The sequence below is a fragment of the Lachnospira hominis (ex Liu et al. 2021) genome (assembly GCF_014287955.1).
GTDB lineage: Bacteria > Bacillota > Clostridia > Lachnospirales > Lachnospiraceae > Lachnospira > Lachnospira hominis.
In genome coordinates, this window is record NZ_JACOPD010000008.1 from 19,963 (window position 1) to 36,439 (window position 16,477).

Genomic DNA, 16,477 nt, shown 5'->3' on the forward strand with positions numbered 1-16,477 from the left:
GATTAAATTAAAATGTAAGAAATCTGGAAAGCCAGTAAAATCAATATATACAGACTTATGCGAGGTTATACGAAGATGATAAAAATATTATTTGTTTGCCACGGCAATATACTAACCTTGATTAAAAATACTTGAGTTTACAGTGTTTTGGGGATGTTACAGTAGATTTTACCAACGATTTACCAAAGCTATTTGAGTAGTGGATAAACTACTCAGGATATGTAAAGAGAAGTATTATAAAAGAGTCCTAGCAAAGAAAAATCCGCAATTTAGCGGATTTTTTTAATACGTTCATTAAATAAAAGCAATCTGTTAATCTTATCATCATAAAATTCTTTTTGCTGTTCAATCACAGCTTTATCATTATCCTCATAGGAAATTAAATCCATCTGTTGTTTACAATTTAGATAAGAACAAATAGCTTCATTTATTTGTGAATCTTCAAATGTCATGTGTATGCTGCTGGGGATGTAGTTGCCATCTTTATCCTTATCAGCAGATATTTTCAATGAAGATTGTTCATTAAGCTTCATAACCAAAGAAAGAACATCACTAACGGTATTAATATCGTAATCAAGAAATACAGTTACGCTAATGCCAAGAGCTTCAGCTATTTTTTGAAGTTGATCTGGTTTTGGATTGCGTTCACCGCTTTCATATTTCTTTATGGTAGATAAATAAATACCGGACTGTTTTGATAATTCGTCCTGTGTCATATCTTTTAATTTTCTATATTTTTGAATTTTACTTCCAATTGAATGTCTATTATCCATTAATAATCACCTCAAACAAATTGATATGAATATTTTAACACAGAGTTCACAAAAGTGGTACATTATTTTGAAAATATATTGACAACCACAAATGTGGACTATATAATAAAAATGCGAACAGACCACAAATGAGGACTAACATAAAAAGAATAGATATGTTGAAAATACTTCTTTTGGCGAAGTTCAAGGATTCAAAATTTTGCTATATCATAATCCTGCGAGTTGCAAAGCAGCTCATACAATTGAATAACAATTACAGATATAGTGATAATTCCGGTTCAGATACCTGATGGAAATCAAATATACTTGCGAAGAGTGCTGAAGGATTGAGAAATGAAAGTGGAGCGAGTAAGGGTAGTCAATACTGTTGCGGAAGGATAATAAACTATGAAGGTGTTCAAAGGGAACTTCCTGGCTCTCGAAAAGGCGGTAGAGAGGATAGCATTATTTAATTTAACTTAATGCGTCGTAAACGCAGATGCGGCTTATCTGTAATTCCTATGTGTGCAGGCAAATGGGAAAAAAGCACACCTACATGGCATGAGCCGTGTAGAAAGCAGGTAAGTAGTGAATGAAATTAACTTTTAAAGGTGTGGATATAAGCACTGAGGAAAAGTTCGTCAGCTACATTAATTCACTGAACACAGCGATAATGAAGCAAAATGCCATGAATGAAATCAAGCAGGATTTATATGATGTTTCTTATTTGAAAAAGCGTTACCGAAAGATTGTAGCCAGAAATGAGAAAGCATTATTTATGGCAGAGCACGAATGTTTGAAATGTGTTTATTTCCAAAGACTGGCACGAAAATGTCAGGCAAATTGTAAGTGTCTCTTAGAAGAATCTACGGAAGGAGGCGTATTTACATGAAGCTATGTTGGATTGTAGTGTTGGTCGGAATAAGTATCATCCTGGTTTTTCTATATTCATTAGTTGCAATGTCGTCCAGAACAGAGAGGTTTATTGAGCAGCTTATGGAAGAGGAAGGGAGAAAAGATACAGATGAGCAGGATATGGAAGCAAATATTACGGAAGGGAAGGAGAGACAGGAACATGAATAACAAGTTAGAAGTAATCGGCATTGATCATGGATGGTCAATGATGAAAACAATCTCTCAGGTATTTGTCACAGGTGTTAAGGAGATTACAACAACTCCGGCACTTTTCGGCGATGTACTTGAGTATGAAGGAAAGTTCTATAAGGTTGGAACTGTGAGGCAGGAAGTAAAGGATACCAAGGTCGAAGATGACAGCTTTTATCTTCTCACTCTTGCAGCAGTTGCTAAGGAACTTAAAAGAAGAGGTCTTGCAGAGGCAAAGGTATTCCTTGCTGTAGGACTTCCACTTACAAGGTTTGGAGCTGAGAAGAATGATTTTATCAAGTACCTGACAAAGAATAAGCGGGTGAGCTTCAAATATGAGAATGAGCCGTATCATATCGAGATTGATGATGTGGCAGTATTCCCACAGTGCTATGCGGCAGTAGTGGACAAGATTCCTACAATGGCAAAGAAAACGCTGATAGTAGATATCGGTAGCTGGACAATCGACATTATGCCGGTAATCAACAAGTCACCGGATGAATCAAAGTGTGTGACGATACCAAAAGGTCTTATTACCTGTATGCGTTCTATCAATGAACAGTGTGTAAGACAACTTAACGGAGAGGTAGACGAGTCAGAGATACAGAACATCATGCGATATGGCAGGTCAGATATTGATGATGAATACTTTGCCATTATTAAGGCAGAGATAGAGGATTTTGTTGATAAGGTATATAACTCAATCCGTGAGTTTGGGTATAACTTAAAGACTACACCGATTGTATTTGTCGGAGGCGGGGCAGTTGTGATGAAGAATTTTGGTAGTCATGATGCTAAGAACATTTCCTATAACCTTGATGTAAAGGCAAATGCAAGAGGATATGAGCAGCTTGCCACAATGGGACTTAAAAGCACTAAGCGATTATCATAAGGAGGCAGATGATGGGAAGAAGACTTGAATATGAAGTAAAAACTTCTGTCCGCCTCAACATGAGCAATCCTCAGCATGTGAAAATCAATGATGTGATTCAGAACCTTGATCCGAAGATTTTCAAATCTAAGAATCAGTTCATCATAGATGCGATTCAGTTTTACATTGATAATTATGGAAAAGAAACCTTTGTTATCAAGAAGAAGGAAAAAGAGAGGGCTGAATATATCCGGTCAGAAGATATTGATGACATTAAGGAAGAGGTCATTGAAGCAGCAACCAATGAGGCTAGAAAAGAGGTAATAAAGCTGTTAGGCGTAGTGATATCCGGGATGAATGTTGGTCAGCCGGTAATAATGCAGGCAGCCAATAGTGAAGCACAAGAACCTACAGAAGATGTTATGGACGATGCAGATGTTGCAGGACTTGCAATGGGATGGATGTCGAAAGGAGACTGATTATTATGAGAAGAGTTATGGGAGCCGTAGGAACAGTAATTTTAGAGATACTCAAGTGGATATTAAGGATAATTCTTGGAGCTTTGAAGCTGGTCTTAGGACTTGCCAGAATAATTCTTCTTCTATTCGCTATGGTGGCAAGGATATTTCTTTCATTCGTAAGAATGGGCACATTCTGAGAGGAGGTGAGCGTATGCAGGTAAAGGGTTTATTCTTAAATTACAAGAAAAACAGAAGACTTATGCAGTATTTCTTTAGAATAAGAGAGCTGGTATAATGAAAGGAGTTTAAGATGCACAGAATACGGGACAGTCCTATGTGTCCCGTGCATTACAGATAAATAGTTCACCGCAAGGGTGGATGGCACGGAACACAAAGCCCGTCCCTCTTGCGGAGAAGGGATGGGCGATTACTATGAAGAAGATAAGTATTATCTTATTATCCGCAGTACTGGTCTTTTCAATGGCTGCCTGTAATGGTGGTAAGGAAAAGGCTGATAATCAGACAGAGAAACAGACGGAAAGCGTAAAGCCAACTGAAGAAGCAGAAATGGCAACGGAAGCTGTCACAGAGGTCACAACCGAAGCTGGAAGCGAAGAGACAGAGAAAGATATTGCCGAGGTTAAAGATTCAGAAGAGAAGAATGATAAGGAAGATAACCGGTCCGCTGATAATGAAACTGCTTCAAGGCAGGAAGAAAAGCCAGAGCAGAATGACGAGCCGGAACAGAAAGCTTCAGTAAATGATAATGAGGAAGCTGGCGGAAATCAGAGTAATGCAGGTAATGGTGGTCAGACTACAGACAGTCCGAAAGACAATGTGAGCAATCCACAGCCTGCATCCGTGGCATACAGTCCACAGAATGTTGTGTCACTTGCAACAGCAAAGTGTCAGGCAGGAGGGATGATTACCACACAGCAGAATTTACAGAATCATTTGAATGACGGCAGTATCACGCAGGAAGAGTACAATGAGTATTATCCTTACGATGGTATGGAAGGCTCTTATTATAGTGTGTTTGTAGAGACAGACCTCAACAAAGCAAGTACCATTGATGGACAGCGGTTATCATCTGAGGATGCAATCGCAGGATATATTGCAAGTATGTTACTTTTGGAAACAGATCCGGTATTCTACATCAGTTATGATGGAGTTTACACGACAGGCGGTACAAACTATTACGAGTTTCGATGTCACAGATAAATAAAAACGAATAGAAGCAGAAGGAAGAAAGATGTAAGCTATAAACTTATGTCTTTCTTTTTTTATGCGTAAATTAAGGAGGAAAGAGCACATGAAACAGAAACTAAAGCGTTTTATGGCAGGATTTATGGCTATGCTCACACTGGTTGGAACACTCTTTACGAATGGAACAACAGCATTTGCAGCCAGTCCGCAGGCAAATATTGCGTTCTGGAATGCGTCAGTCAAAAATTCCGGAGAAGTAAGTGAGCTGAAGCCCGGATATAATCATGGCAAGATTCTGTATTCAATTCTTGACGGAAATTCTGCATATTGTATGAATTTCGGATTAAGAGCAGATGGCGGTCAGCTTATGAACAGCTACGATGATGCGAGCACATCAATGTCAGCACAGCAGAGAAAGCTTTTAAGTTACTGCCTTTATTATGGGTTTAACAGTACACAAAAGGCGGCACCAAGCAACAGTCAGTGCGATGAGTATATCGCAACTCAGGCAATGGTATGGGTTATTGTAGCAGATATCTTTGGAACCGGAAGCGGTGATTCAGCAGCAAGAAAGCTCTGTAACACAGCACCAAGTCCTGATTCTTCATACAGCTATTATGAGAGACTTAGGGACAATATCAGCAGCTCCTACAATGCAACACTTCCAAGTTTTGCATCACGCAGAACCAGTGAGGCACCAACTTATGAGCTGAAGTGGAATGAGGGAAGTCAGAGATTTGAAGCAACATTATCTGACAGCAATGGTGTCTTATCAGACTTTGATTTTGGCATCAGCGGATATTCTGTTGATAAGAATGGCAACAGTATTACAATCTCTTCAACGAGTGTGAATACCACAGCTACAACAGGAACATTCACATCCAATGCTGGCAAGGTTGAGACAACATCAAGCTGTGTATTCTGGCTTACAGGAAAGAGCGGATATCAGGAGTTTATTTCTGAAAGACCGACAGCAGATCCTGTCAAATCCTATATCAAGGTCAAGACAGAGAACATCGGATATGGTGAGCTTACAAAGACAGATGAGTCAAGCGGAGTGAAGCTTTCCGGTGCAGTCTATGGAATTTATTCTGACAGCGGATGCACAAACAGAGTACAGACCATGACAACAGATGGAAACGGATATGCAAAGTCAGCTGCACTTGTCGCAGGCACTTATTATGTAAAAGAGATTACAGCACCAAAGGGCTATGTTCTTTCCGGTAAGGTTCATACTCTTACTGTAAGAGCGGGACAGACAACCGGAATCTCTGCAACAGATAAGGAGCAGCTTGGAGCAATCACAATCTACAAGGAAGGTGAAGTGCTCAGCTCATGGAATGGAAGTAACTTTATTTATGAGAAAAAGAAGCTTTCCGGAGCAGCATTCAAGGTAACTGCTGGAGCAGATATCTACAAGGCAGATGGTACTAAGGTTTACAATGCTGGCGATGTAGTGGCAGAAAGCCTTACAACAGGAACTGACGGACAGGTGGTATTATCTGACCTTCATCTTGGAACTTATGTGGTTACAGAGATTAAGAGCATTGAGGGATATACAATCAATACCACACCTCAGACAGTAGCAGTTGAGTATAAGGACCAGACTGTGACAGTACAGTATGAATCAGCTACGATTGAGAATACAAGACAGAAAGCGGATGTATCTGTCGTAAAGAAGGACTCTGACACAGAGAACCCTCTTGATGGCGGTAAGTACACACTTTATGCCGGAAATGACATCAAAAACTATGCCGGACAGGTTATTGTGACAAAGGGTACAGCTCTTGAAACAGTAACTACAGGTGAGGACGGAAAGGCGAGCTACAGCGTGGATCTGCCAATCTCTAACGGATATTATATCCAAGAGACACAGGCACCATATGCGTATATCAGAAACAGTAAAGATGTTTACAGATTCAATTTCAATGTATTACCTGAAACACAGGCAAAGGCATCATTCAGTCACACATTTGTAAATGACAGAACGACAGCAAAGATTCATATCTACAAGGTAGACAAGGAATCAGGCAAGGCAGTAGCCCAGGGAGATGCAAGCCTTAAAGGTGCAGTTTATGGTCTTTATGCGAGAAACGATATCGTGCATCCGGACGGAGCAACAGGAGTTGTATTCAAAGCAGGAGACCTTGTAGCAACACTTACAACAGATAAGAATGGCGAAGCAGAGGTCAATAACCTTTACCTTGGAAACTATTATGTGAAAGAAATCACTCCATCAGAGGGGTATCTCTTAGACGAAGAGGAGCACGATGTAGTATGCGACTATGAGGGAGACCTTGTAGCAGAGGTATCAAGAAGCACAACATCAGCAGAGCAGGTCATCAAGCAGCCATTCCAGCTTATCAAGGTATCTGACAATGGCGATGATACTGAAGCAGTCTTGTTGGCAGGTGCAGAGTTCACAGCATACTTAAAATCTTCTTTATCCGTAAAGGCAGATGGAAGTTATGACTTTGATAAGGCTACTCCTGTGGTAATCGGGGAAAACGGAGCAACAATAATCACATCCGATGACAAGGGACATGCAGTTTCCATTGCAATTCCTTATGGAACTTATGTGGTAGTAGAGTCAAAGACTCCACATAACATGAAGACAATCAAGCCATTTGAGGTGAAAATCAGCGAGAACCATCCTGACAAGCCTCAGACATGGAGAGTATTCCTTGACAGGGAGTTTACTGCAAAGCTTCGTGTAATCAAGAAGGATTCCGATACAAAGCAGACAGTACTTGTACCAAACGCAGAGTTTAAGATCTTCAATATTGATAAGAACGAATATGTAAAGCAGTACACAACTTATCCGTCAAAGGTAGAGCATACTTCATTCTTTACAGATGAGGATGGAGATTTAATCTTACCGGAAGCACTTAAAATCGGTAACTACCGCATTGAAGAGGTCAAAGCACCATTCGGATATGTGGTAAACGATAACTATATCAACATTTCGGTTGATACAGACACAGCATTTGAGACTGATGGAGATACCAATGATGCCATCATCACAGTGGAATATTCCGATGCCCCGGCAGTAGGAGAACTTACTGTTGAAAAGAAGGGAGAGGTACTTGACGGATTTAAGGGCGGACTTTTTGCAAACTCTGAGGATAAGGAGTTTGTCTATAAAGAGGGCTCTCTTGCCGGAGCAGTATTCAAGGTGTATGCAGCGGAAGATATTTTCACAGCAGACAACCAGAAGGACGCAGATGGCAACCGTACAAAGTATTACAGCAAGGGCGACCTTGTGGCAACTCTTACAACAGGAAAAGATGGAAAGGCAGTAGCCAAGAATCTTCCTCTTGGTCAGTACAGAGTTGTTGAAGTAACTGCTCCTGACGGATATGTATTAAATCCGAATGAGCAGAAAGTGACATTCACATATGTGGATGATAAGACACCTGTTATCAAGGAGAGCCTTACTTTCTCAGATGACAGACAGAAGCTTGATATGTCTGTGACTAAGCTTGATGCAGAAGATAACACACCGATTGCAGGTGCAGTATTTGGTCTTTATGCAGACGAGGATATCAAGAATGTTGCTGGCAAGGTAATTATCGAGAAAGGCACACTTCTTGAGAAGGCAACATCTGATGAGAATGGAAAGATTGCTTTTGTTAAGGATTATCCATTTGCAAAATATGTTGCAAGGGAGCTTGTAAAGCCTGCCGGATATGTGACAAATGAGGAAGCAGTAAACTTTGATACAAAATATCAGGGACAGGATGTTAAGGCTGCTGTATATAACAGCGAGTATAAAAACACTCCAACAACCTTTGAGTTTACAAAGACAGATATCACAAGCGGTGCAGAGCTTACAGGTGCAACACTTACTGTACTTGATAAGGATGGAAATGTGGTAGACACATGGACATCTGATGCTAAGGAAGCACATGTGATCAAGAGACTTGTCGTAGGAGAGACTTACACTCTTCGTGAGGAATTTGCTCCTTACGGATATATCAAGGCAACAGATATACAGTTTACAGTAGAGGACACGGGCAAAGTGCAGCATGTAGAGATGAAGGATGAAGTTCCGACTGGTTCTATCGTGATAAACAAGGATGGCGAGTTTGTAACAGATACCACTCTTATGAAGGGACACTGGTATGATTTCATTTTCAATTACTTCAAGGACAGCCTTGCAGGAGTAACTTTTGATATATATGCAAAAGAGGATATCGTAAGTGCTGATGGACTTGACACTGTATATCATAAGGCAGGAGACAAGGTGGCAACCATTGTGACAAATGATAAGGGTATCGCAAGAATTGATGACCTTCCACTTGGCAGATATTATCTTGTTGAGACAAAGACCATTGATGGATTTGTATTAGATGATACACCGATTGAGGCAGACCTTTCCTATATCGACCAGAATACAAAGGTTGTTTTCGCAGGAATGGATGTGACAAATGAGCGTCAGAAAGTGCAGATTACTGTAACCAAGACGGATTCAGAGACTAAGGAAGCACTTGAAGGAGCAGTATTCGGTTTATTTGCGAAAGAAGATATCGTAAATAAAGATGGCAAGGTAATCGTAAAAGCTGATACACAGATTGAGAGAACAGTAACAGGTAAGGATGGAAAGGCTGCATTTACCTCTGACCTTCCGCTTGGACAGTATTATGTCAAAGAGATTGAGGCACCAAAGGGATATGTGAAGTCTGATAAGATTTTTGATGTTGATGCTTCATATCAGGGAGATAAGGTAAAGGTTATCGAGTTTGACGCAGCATTTGAAAACGCACCGATCAAGGTAGAGATTTCAAAGACTGATATCACAGGCGAGAAAGAGTTGCCTGGAGCAAAGCTTTCTGTTATTGATGCTGATGGAAAGCTTGTTGAGAGCTGGATATCTGAAGCAGGAAAGACTCATATGATTGAAAGACTTCCTGTTGGCAAGTACACACTCAGAGAGGAATCTGCACCGTATGGATATAAGGTAGCAAGTGATGTAACCTTTGAAGTAAAGGAGACAGCAGAAATCCAGAAGGTATCCATGAAGGATGAGCAGGTTGTCGGAAAGATTGTCATTGAGAAAACTGACAAAGTAACCGGAAAGCTAATCGAGGGTGTTGTATTTGAAGTAAGAGATAAGGACGGAAAGGTGCTTGATATACTCACTACTGACAAGAATGGTCATGCAGAGAGCAAGGAGCTCCCTATCTGTACTTACAACGAGGATGGAACTTTTAAGGAAGATATCCATTATACAGTAGTTGAGACAAAAGCAGCTGACGGATATATCCTTGATGAAACAGCTCATGATGTAACTCTTCGATATGATGACAATGCACCGGATGTTGTTGTAGCAACTCTTAAGCTTGTCAATGTACCGACAGAGCCTAAGCTTCCACAGACAGGCGACAATGCAAATCCGCTTCTTTATCTTGGAATCGGTGCACTTGCACTTATTACAGGTGTTGGAGTAGGACTTCGTGGAAGAAAGAAAAAGAATAAACAGTAACAATTAACCTTGCGGGGAATGTAAGCCAGTAACTTATGTTCCCAGCTTTTTTAGATTAAGGAGGAACCGTAATATGATGAATTACGAGATTTTTAAGGAAGTAGTAAAAGAAAAGTTTATGGATTATATGCCTGATAAATTCAAAGGAATGGAGCTTGTGGCAGAGCCAGTGGAAAAGGTGAATGTGACTCTTGATGGCATCATCTTAAGAGAAGAAGGCAGGAACATTTCGCCTACGATTTATATCAATGACATGTATAAGAAGTATCAGGACTGTGGTGATCTTGAGGAAACACTTATGGCTGCATGTGATTTTATGGAAAGGGCATATGAGCAGGCTCCGGTTGTTGATGTGGACAGCATTATGAAGGATGCTAACGAGAAGATTGTATTCCAGCTCATCAATACAGAGCAGAATAAAACATTTTTGGAACAGGTGCCTCACAGGGAGTTTCAGGATCTTTCTATTGTGTATAAGGTAATAATCAGTGCCGATAAGGATGCGGTGCAGAGTTCAAAAATTACAAATGAATTTGCGAAAAGACTTGGAATGAGCGAGGAACAGCTCTTTAAGTGTGCAGCGGAAAACACAAGAAGACTCTTCCCACCTGTCGTTCGTAGCATGAATGACATTATGAGAGAAATGTTCGCAAGGGATGGGATGCCACAGGAGATCGCAGAGATGATGATAGCTGAGATTCCACCGGAGCAGACGATGTGGGTGATTTCCAATGAAAAGGGTATCAATGGTGCAGCGTCCATGCTTTATGAGAATGAGCTTCATGAGCTGGCAGAGAGTTTAGAGAGTGACCTTTATATTCTCCCTTCGAGCGTGCATGAGGTTATTGCAGTATCTTCAGATATGGGAAGCCCTGAGATGCTTGCACAGATGGTAGTCGAGGTAAATATGCAGGAGGTGTCTTTGGACGAGAGACTTTCCAATCAGGTATATCACTATGATAAGGATTTAAGAAAACTCACCCTTGCAACTGATACACCAAACAAGAGACTTGATGGTATCGTTGCAGAACCTCCCCTTGTATATGACGCGAAGGAAAAGTCCAGATAGGAGGCAGCTATGGAGCAGGAACTTACAATGGAAGAACTCATTGCTCTCATAAACAGCCAGAAAGGTGACTTTGTTATCCGTGTCGAGTCTGGAGAGGAGGCGGTGTCTGATGCCAAAGAAGAATGACTTCAAGCTTGATGTGGTTTCGGTAAGACTTGTAAAGGATGCTCCGATTTATTTGGAGCACACCTTTAATAATCCGGCGGATATAGCTGCTGTCATGGGAGACTGTATGTGCCAGTTTGACAGGGAAGTAGTGTGTGTGGTCAATCTAAGGTCAGATTTAAAACCTATCAATGTGCATTTTGCAAGTGTTGGCTCTTTAAATGAGGCAATGGCACATCCGAGAGAACTGTTTAAATCAAGTATCTTAAGCAATGCCGCAAGCATGATGTTAATCCATTGTCATCCATCCGGAAATGTATTCCCAAGCAAGGCAGACACGATGATGACAGACCGCATGAACAAGCTGTGTGAACTGATGGGAATACCGCTCATTGACCATATCATAGTCGGTGGAGACAATCGTGAATTTTTCAGTTTCAGGGAAAAAGGCATGATTGATAATCCTAAGATTACCCTGAGCACAGATTACCGGACACTTGATATCAAGTCACCGCTTGTAGCAGAGCAGGGAAAGGCAAGGTGAAAGCATGGATGGAAGATTTACGGATGAAGAGCTTGCCATAGCAAAGAGTGTTGACCTGTGTGCAGTTGCTGAAAGCCTTGGGTATACAGTAAAGAGGATTGGCAAATACCACACTTTAAAGGAGATGGATTCCATCCGTATCTATAACAGAAGCCATTGGTACAGATGGTCAAGGCAATTTGACAAAGGCAACAATGGCGGCTCACAGGTAGATTTCTTGCGGGTGTTTTGTGGAATGAGTGTAAAAGAGGCTGTGTTCTGGCTTTTAGATTTTGCAGGATATAGAAGGATCGAGAATCCTGTAAAGCAGCCACTTGTTCATCAGGTATCGCAGAAGCAGGCAGAGGAGAGAAAGCCATTTGTCCTACCGGAACCGGCGGGAGATAATTCCTATCTTATTTCATATCTGAATCAGGAGAGAGAAATCAGCAGGACTGTCATAGATCTGTTTTTAAAAGATGGACTGATTTATGAGAGCAGGCATTACCACAATGTTGTTTTCAAAGGAAATGATAAAAATGGAGTGACAAGATTTGCAAGTATGCGTGGAGTGTTTGATAAGCAGGGCAAGCCATTCAAGTGTGATGTCACAGGCAATGATAAGAACTATGGATTTAATGTGGTAAATGTTAACAGTACAGAGCTTGTAGTATTTGAGGCTGCAATCGACCTTATGAGTTATGTGGATATCTTCACGGATTATGAATCAAATAAGCTGGCACTTGGGATGCTTGCAGATGCACCACTTGAAACATTTCTTCGGGAACATCCGCAGATAACTTCCATCCGGTTCTGCCTTGATGGAGATGAGCCGGGGAGAAAAGCAGCAGCTGAACTTATGAGAAAGTATTATGAGCTTGGATATGAGGTAGAAGACTGTCCGCCTCCAGCCGGATATAAGGATTACAACGAGTGGCTTGTGGCTGCAAAGCTTAATCTGAACCAGATGAATCAGAGAGCAGATGAACCAGTCAGGGCATGAGAAACCGGATTTTGATGTGTGGGGGCAGAAAGCGCCCCCAAAACAGCAAAGTGGGGGCAGAAAGCGCCCCCAAAATGTCAAAGTGGGGGCGAAAAGCGCCCCCGCAATTCGGACACGACAAAATCCGGATGAAAGTCAGTATAAAAGTGGGGGCAGAAAGCGCCCCCAAAATAACAAAGTGGGGGCAGAAAGCGCCCCCAAAGTAGCAAAGTGGGGGCAAAAAGCGCCCCCACTTTCATAAACAGAGGGTTTTAGGGAGATTTTCTCCCTAACTAGATGGCATTAGGACAGAGATGTCTCTAATGCGTATCTAGCCGTAAACCTAAGAGATTCAGACAGGCGTGTGGGTGGAAGAGATATACAAAACACGGATAAGGGAGGTGCAGGAAAGCAATGGATAAAGAACTTACAATAATCGCAGAACCAGAGGAACTTATTGCCTGGGCAGACACATTTGATATCTTACTAAACCCTTCGATAGAAGATGCTGCAATTCTGCTTAACTATATGGAAGGACATGATTATGCCATTGGCATAGATTCAGATGGGAAGATGTACAGGCAGGATGTAGCTGAGGAGAATGGTGAAATTGAACCATACCCGATAGATGATGTTATAGATATTGTCTGTGAATGGAACTATGAACTGATACTTGATGCGGAAGCACACAGGAGTGATCCAAAGGATTTTAACGACTATAACGAGTATCAGAGCAAGTATGAAAGTCTGAAAGCAGATGAAAAGAGACTGGACAGATTGTTTGATAAAACCTGTTATGGTAAGGAACTTATAGAAGTTGCCACAGAGCTTGCAGACAGGGTTATTGCCCAGCTGGGTAATAAAGAACTGGAAAAAGTTGCTGTAACAGTAGCAGAAGGAGTAAGAGAATACAGTACGGGTAAGAGAGGAAGGTGATTCTATGGCGGATAAAGTTCATTGTATAAGGAAAACACTAAGACTTATGCCACAGGAAGCGAAGGTACTTTCTGATAAGGCAAAGGCAAATGGAATGAATGAAGCCGAATATATCAGGCTTCTAATCAGTCAGAAACCAAATGATTATCCGGAAGTAAGGAAACTTCTTAAAGAGCTTATCAATGAGATAAACCGAATCGGCATTAACATCAATCAGATTGTATTTAACAGCAATGCACAGCTGTATTCCAAGAAAGATAAGGAACAGCTTGTGGCATATATGAAAAAGCTGAATCAGTCTGTCAGCGAGGCGGTGGTAAAGATTGGCAATCAGTAAGATACTTCACATGAAGGACAGCGGGAATTCTTTTCATGCAAGGCATTTGAAACGGGCACTGGATTATGTGATGAATCCTGAGAAAACTCAGAGAGGAAGACTTGTGGGAGCTGTTAACTGTCAGGCAGATATGGCTTTTGAACAGATGATGGATACAAAGAAGCAGTTTGGAAAAACAGACAAGCGACAGGGGTATCACATCATTCTTTCCTTCAAAGAGGATGAGGTGGAACCGGACAGGGCTTTTGAGATAACACAGAAGTTTGTAGCAGAATATCTTGGCGATGCCTATGAAGCGGTATTTGTGGTTCATGATAATACAGACCATGTTCATTCACACATTGTATTTAACAGTGTAAGCTTTGTGGATGGGAAAAAGTATCGCTACGAGAAAGGTGACTGGGCAAAGTATATCCAGCCGATTACCAATAAGCTGTGTCAGGAGTATGGTCTTTCCATTATAGATGTGGAGGATGGCAGCAAAGAGAAACAGCACGAGAATTATAAGGATTGGAGCGAATATCGTGAAGGCAGCTTTGTGTGGGCAGATATGATAAAAAGAGATTTGGATGCCTGCATTTTACAGGCAAATGATTTCAGAGGATTTCTGGAACTACTGTCGGAAAAAGGATATGAGGTCAAGCAGGGAAAGTATCTGGCAGTCAGACCACAGGGGATGACAAGATTCAGAAGATGTAAGACTCTTGGCGAGAATTATTCACAGGAAGCTATTGTGGAGCGTATTGCTAAGGAAGATTTATCTTTTTACCAGTCACAGAATGAGGAAAAACAGGCAGCGATAGTAAAGTGCTATGTCAAAAGATACCGCAGGGCGAAGATGTCAGGCTTGCAGAAAAGATATTATGCAAAGCTTTACCGGATTGGAAAGCTGAAAAAGAAGCCATACAGTCAGGTATGGAAGTATAAGGATGATATCCGAAAGATGCATAAGCTGCAGGAGCAGTATCTATTTCTGGTAAGGCATAAGATTGAGAGTGCGGAAGAACTTGTATCGGTACTTGATAATCTGACGGATAAGAAAAAAGAAGCATCAAAGGAAAAGAGTAAGACCTATAAGGCTAAGGAAAGATTCAAAGATATTTTTGACAAGGCTGAACAGATCCGGGGGCTTGATGATGCGGAATCGTGTTATCAGAGTGGGGATACCTTCTTTGAAGATGAGCACAATGCATGGGAAAGGCTTAACACTGAGCTTCTGGCACAGGGATACAGTGTGGAAGAGGTCGAGAGTCTTAGAAAAAAATATGAGAGCAAGTATGCACAGGACTGTAAGGCAGAACGGGCGGTATCAAAGGAACTTAATCTTGGAAGATCAATATGGAAGGAACTTACGGTATCAGCTTCGGCAGAAGAGAAGCAGTATGACAAAGAAACAATAAGAGACAGAAAAGAACAGCCGGTACGTTAGGCTGTTTTTTTAGTGGTTAGGAGGCATATATGGAAGAAAAAAGAGAGCCATTAAGTGAAATGGCGATTGAGAGAAAGATACAGATTCTTCGTAATAAGCATATGGACAGTGAGGTTATTGCTCTTGTCAAAAGCGATTATGAATATGGACTGACTGATGATGAAATCGGTCTGTATCTTAACAAAAGTTATGACATTGAGCAGATGAAGGTGTTATCAAAATGTCTGCATAAGGGTGTATCAGAAGAGTTGTTAACGCTGCTGAAAGATAGCAGGATGGCAGCACCTAAGATGCAGACAGCATTGGATTACTATGAAAAAGGTGTGCCGATTGATGCAATCAGAGAGGTAGTCCAAAAAGATGATACAGCAGTAAACATGCGCAGGATGTTTGATGTGGTATTAGAAAAGCTTAATAAAGCCAAAGAGCAGATGCCACAGGATTTAGAGTATGTGAAAAGTCTTGTAGCTCAGATGGATGAAGTGGTTGCAAAGATCAATCATCAGAATGAAAGGTATGATGCCCTGAATAAGAAGCTTTCTGAAATAGAAACTTCCAAAGATGACGAGGAAGTCAGGGAGCGTCTGGTCAAGGAGAACCAGGATAAGGACGCTCTTATCAACAGTCAGCAGAATGAACTGAATAAGGCAAGCAGTACGATTGCAAGACTCAGGGATGATATTGAGAAAAAGGATAAGGAGATGAAGCGTATGGGAGACAGAATAGAGTCATTGGAAGATAAGATCATAAGTGTTGCCACAGAGAATAAGAAAGAGGCAGAAAGTAAGGCAGAGCCGCAGGAAAGCCAGTCCGTATCACAGGCAGATAAAAAGATGGTTGATACAGTTGCAGTTCCTCAGAATATGCAGGCTGTGGCAAACGGAATTCCGGTCTATTATCAGATTCCGGTAGTTGATGGTACTGGAAATGTGGTGCAGAGACTTCCGATTGAGCGAAGTGTGAGAAAGAGCAGCAACAGCGGAGTGGCAAGTCTTTTTGCAAGACTGTCATTTAAGAAAAAGTCAAGAGCAGACATTGTAAAGCTGGTTGCATCGGGAGACCTTGTTCCGGCGCAGCTTGTGCAGATTAAGAGTGCAATAGAAAAGGGACTTACTGAGTCACAGCTTGTAGAGCTTATAAACAACAACATTTCAGCGGAAAAGATGAAGGAGATCATTGAGATTGCTGTGCTTGAAAACAGCATGGCAGATTAGGAG

The 16,477-nt window shown here is 41.3% G+C and carries 15 protein-coding genes; 14 read left to right on the forward strand and 1 reads right to left on the reverse strand.

Features of this window, described 5'->3' with window-relative positions; all coding sequences use genetic code 11:
* Positions 1-269 precede the first annotated feature (269 nt).
* Positions 270-773, reverse strand: a complete 504-nt coding sequence (locus H8S01_RS10970) for a helix-turn-helix domain-containing protein (RefSeq protein ID WP_015516962.1) — start codon at positions 771-773, stop codon at positions 270-272.
* 571 nt (positions 774-1,344) lie between these two features.
* Between H8S01_RS10970 and H8S01_RS10975 the strand changes: the two genes are divergently transcribed.
* From H8S01_RS10975 to H8S01_RS11040, 14 genes are all read left to right on the forward strand, one after another.
* Positions 1,345-1,644: a hypothetical protein gene (locus H8S01_RS10975; RefSeq protein WP_015568851.1), complete on the forward strand. Its 300-nt coding sequence runs from the start codon at positions 1,345-1,347 to the stop codon at positions 1,642-1,644.
* Positions 1,641-1,835 carry a hypothetical protein gene (locus tag H8S01_RS10980; RefSeq protein WP_015568850.1) on the forward strand — a complete coding sequence of 65 codons (195 nt, stop codon included), beginning with the start codon at positions 1,641-1,643 and terminating at the stop codon, positions 1,833-1,835. The genes H8S01_RS10975 and H8S01_RS10980 overlap by 4 nt, the downstream gene beginning before the upstream one ends.
* Positions 1,828-2,748 carry a ParM/StbA family protein gene (locus tag H8S01_RS10985; RefSeq protein WP_118341529.1) on the forward strand — a complete coding sequence of 307 codons (921 nt, stop codon included), beginning with the start codon at positions 1,828-1,830 and terminating at the stop codon, positions 2,746-2,748. Before H8S01_RS10980 ends, H8S01_RS10985 begins: the two co-directional genes overlap by 8 nt.
* Positions 2,749-2,756: 8 nt before the next feature.
* Entirely contained in the window at positions 2,757-3,206 is a 450-nt protein-coding gene (locus H8S01_RS10990; RefSeq protein WP_118341528.1) for an ATP-binding protein, read from the forward strand.
* A 5-nt stretch (positions 3,207-3,211) separates the two neighbouring features.
* Positions 3,212-3,385: a hypothetical protein gene (locus tag H8S01_RS10995; protein WP_015516967.1), complete on the forward strand. Its 174-nt coding sequence runs from the start codon at positions 3,212-3,214 to the stop codon at positions 3,383-3,385.
* A 181-nt stretch (positions 3,386-3,566) separates the two neighbouring features.
* Complete coding sequence (locus tag H8S01_RS11000; RefSeq protein ID WP_118341527.1) at positions 3,567-4,409, forward strand: hypothetical protein; 843 nt, start codon at positions 3,567-3,569, stop codon at positions 4,407-4,409.
* A gap of 91 nt (positions 4,410-4,500) precedes the next feature.
* Positions 4,501-9,879 carry a SpaA isopeptide-forming pilin-related protein gene (locus H8S01_RS11005; RefSeq protein WP_182447796.1) on the forward strand — a complete coding sequence of 1,793 codons (5,379 nt, stop codon included), beginning with the start codon at positions 4,501-4,503 and terminating at the stop codon, positions 9,877-9,879.
* Between the two features lie 73 nt (positions 9,880-9,952).
* A complete protein-coding gene (locus H8S01_RS11010; protein WP_118341525.1) occupies positions 9,953-10,948 on the forward strand; it encodes a DUF5688 family protein in 996 nt (331 codons plus the stop codon).
* Between the two features lie 109 nt (positions 10,949-11,057).
* Entirely contained in the window at positions 11,058-11,597 is a 540-nt protein-coding gene (locus H8S01_RS11015; RefSeq protein ID WP_117947321.1) for a JAB domain-containing protein, read from the forward strand.
* Between the two features lie 4 nt (positions 11,598-11,601).
* The gene (locus H8S01_RS11020; RefSeq protein ID WP_117947322.1) at positions 11,602-12,579 is read left to right on the forward strand and encodes a DUF3991 and TOPRIM domain-containing protein; all 978 of its coding nucleotides are present in this window, start codon (positions 11,602-11,604) and stop codon (positions 12,577-12,579) included.
* 393 nt (positions 12,580-12,972) lie between these two features.
* Positions 12,973-13,494 (forward strand): multidrug transporter, encoded by a 522-nt coding sequence (locus H8S01_RS11025; RefSeq protein WP_117477939.1) that lies wholly within the window; start codon positions 12,973-12,975, stop codon positions 13,492-13,494.
* Positions 13,495-13,498: 4 nt separating this feature from the next.
* Complete coding sequence (locus H8S01_RS11030; protein WP_055262787.1) at positions 13,499-13,831, forward strand: plasmid mobilization protein; 333 nt, start codon at positions 13,499-13,501, stop codon at positions 13,829-13,831.
* Positions 13,832-13,841: 10 nt separating this feature from the next.
* Positions 13,842-15,260 carry a relaxase/mobilization nuclease domain-containing protein gene (locus H8S01_RS11035; protein ID WP_117761394.1) on the forward strand — a complete coding sequence of 473 codons (1,419 nt, stop codon included), beginning with the start codon at positions 13,842-13,844 and terminating at the stop codon, positions 15,258-15,260.
* A 29-nt stretch (positions 15,261-15,289) separates the two neighbouring features.
* The gene (locus tag H8S01_RS11040; protein ID WP_077326144.1) at positions 15,290-16,474 is read left to right on the forward strand and encodes a hypothetical protein; all 1,185 of its coding nucleotides are present in this window, start codon (positions 15,290-15,292) and stop codon (positions 16,472-16,474) included.
* The last annotated feature ends 3 nt before the right edge of the window (positions 16,475-16,477 follow it).

What these genes read in the sequence shown, in the direction of transcription:
- H8S01_RS11000 (WP_118341527.1), top strand. Translation starts at nt 3,567, where the DNA reads ATGGCACGGAACACAAAGCCCGTCCCTCTTGCGGAGAAGGGATGGGCG.
- H8S01_RS10990 (WP_118341528.1), top strand. Translation starts at nt 2,757, where the DNA reads ATGATGGGAAGAAGACTTGAATATGAAGTAAAAACTTCTGTCCGCCTC.
- H8S01_RS10970 (WP_015516962.1), bottom strand. Translation starts at nt 773, where the DNA reads ATGGATAATAGACATTCAATTGGAAGTAAAATTCAAAAATATAGAAAA.
- H8S01_RS11025 (WP_117477939.1), top strand. Translation starts at nt 12,973, where the DNA reads ATGGATAAAGAACTTACAATAATCGCAGAACCAGAGGAACTTATTGCC.
- H8S01_RS11015 (WP_117947321.1), top strand. Translation starts at nt 11,058, where the DNA reads ATGCCAAAGAAGAATGACTTCAAGCTTGATGTGGTTTCGGTAAGACTT.
- H8S01_RS10975 (WP_015568851.1), top strand. Translation starts at nt 1,345, where the DNA reads ATGAAATTAACTTTTAAAGGTGTGGATATAAGCACTGAGGAAAAGTTC.
- H8S01_RS10995 (WP_015516967.1), top strand. Translation starts at nt 3,212, where the DNA reads ATGAGAAGAGTTATGGGAGCCGTAGGAACAGTAATTTTAGAGATACTC.
- H8S01_RS10985 (WP_118341529.1), top strand. Translation starts at nt 1,828, where the DNA reads ATGAATAACAAGTTAGAAGTAATCGGCATTGATCATGGATGGTCAATG.
- H8S01_RS11005 (WP_182447796.1), top strand. Translation starts at nt 4,501, where the DNA reads ATGAAACAGAAACTAAAGCGTTTTATGGCAGGATTTATGGCTATGCTC.
- H8S01_RS11040 (WP_077326144.1), top strand. Translation starts at nt 15,290, where the DNA reads ATGGAAGAAAAAAGAGAGCCATTAAGTGAAATGGCGATTGAGAGAAAG.
- H8S01_RS11035 (WP_117761394.1), top strand. Translation starts at nt 13,842, where the DNA reads ATGAAGGACAGCGGGAATTCTTTTCATGCAAGGCATTTGAAACGGGCA.
- H8S01_RS10980 (WP_015568850.1), top strand. Translation starts at nt 1,641, where the DNA reads ATGAAGCTATGTTGGATTGTAGTGTTGGTCGGAATAAGTATCATCCTG.
- H8S01_RS11010 (WP_118341525.1), top strand. Translation starts at nt 9,953, where the DNA reads ATGATGAATTACGAGATTTTTAAGGAAGTAGTAAAAGAAAAGTTTATG.
- H8S01_RS11030 (WP_055262787.1), top strand. Translation starts at nt 13,499, where the DNA reads ATGGCGGATAAAGTTCATTGTATAAGGAAAACACTAAGACTTATGCCA.
- H8S01_RS11020 (WP_117947322.1), top strand. Translation starts at nt 11,602, where the DNA reads ATGGATGGAAGATTTACGGATGAAGAGCTTGCCATAGCAAAGAGTGTT.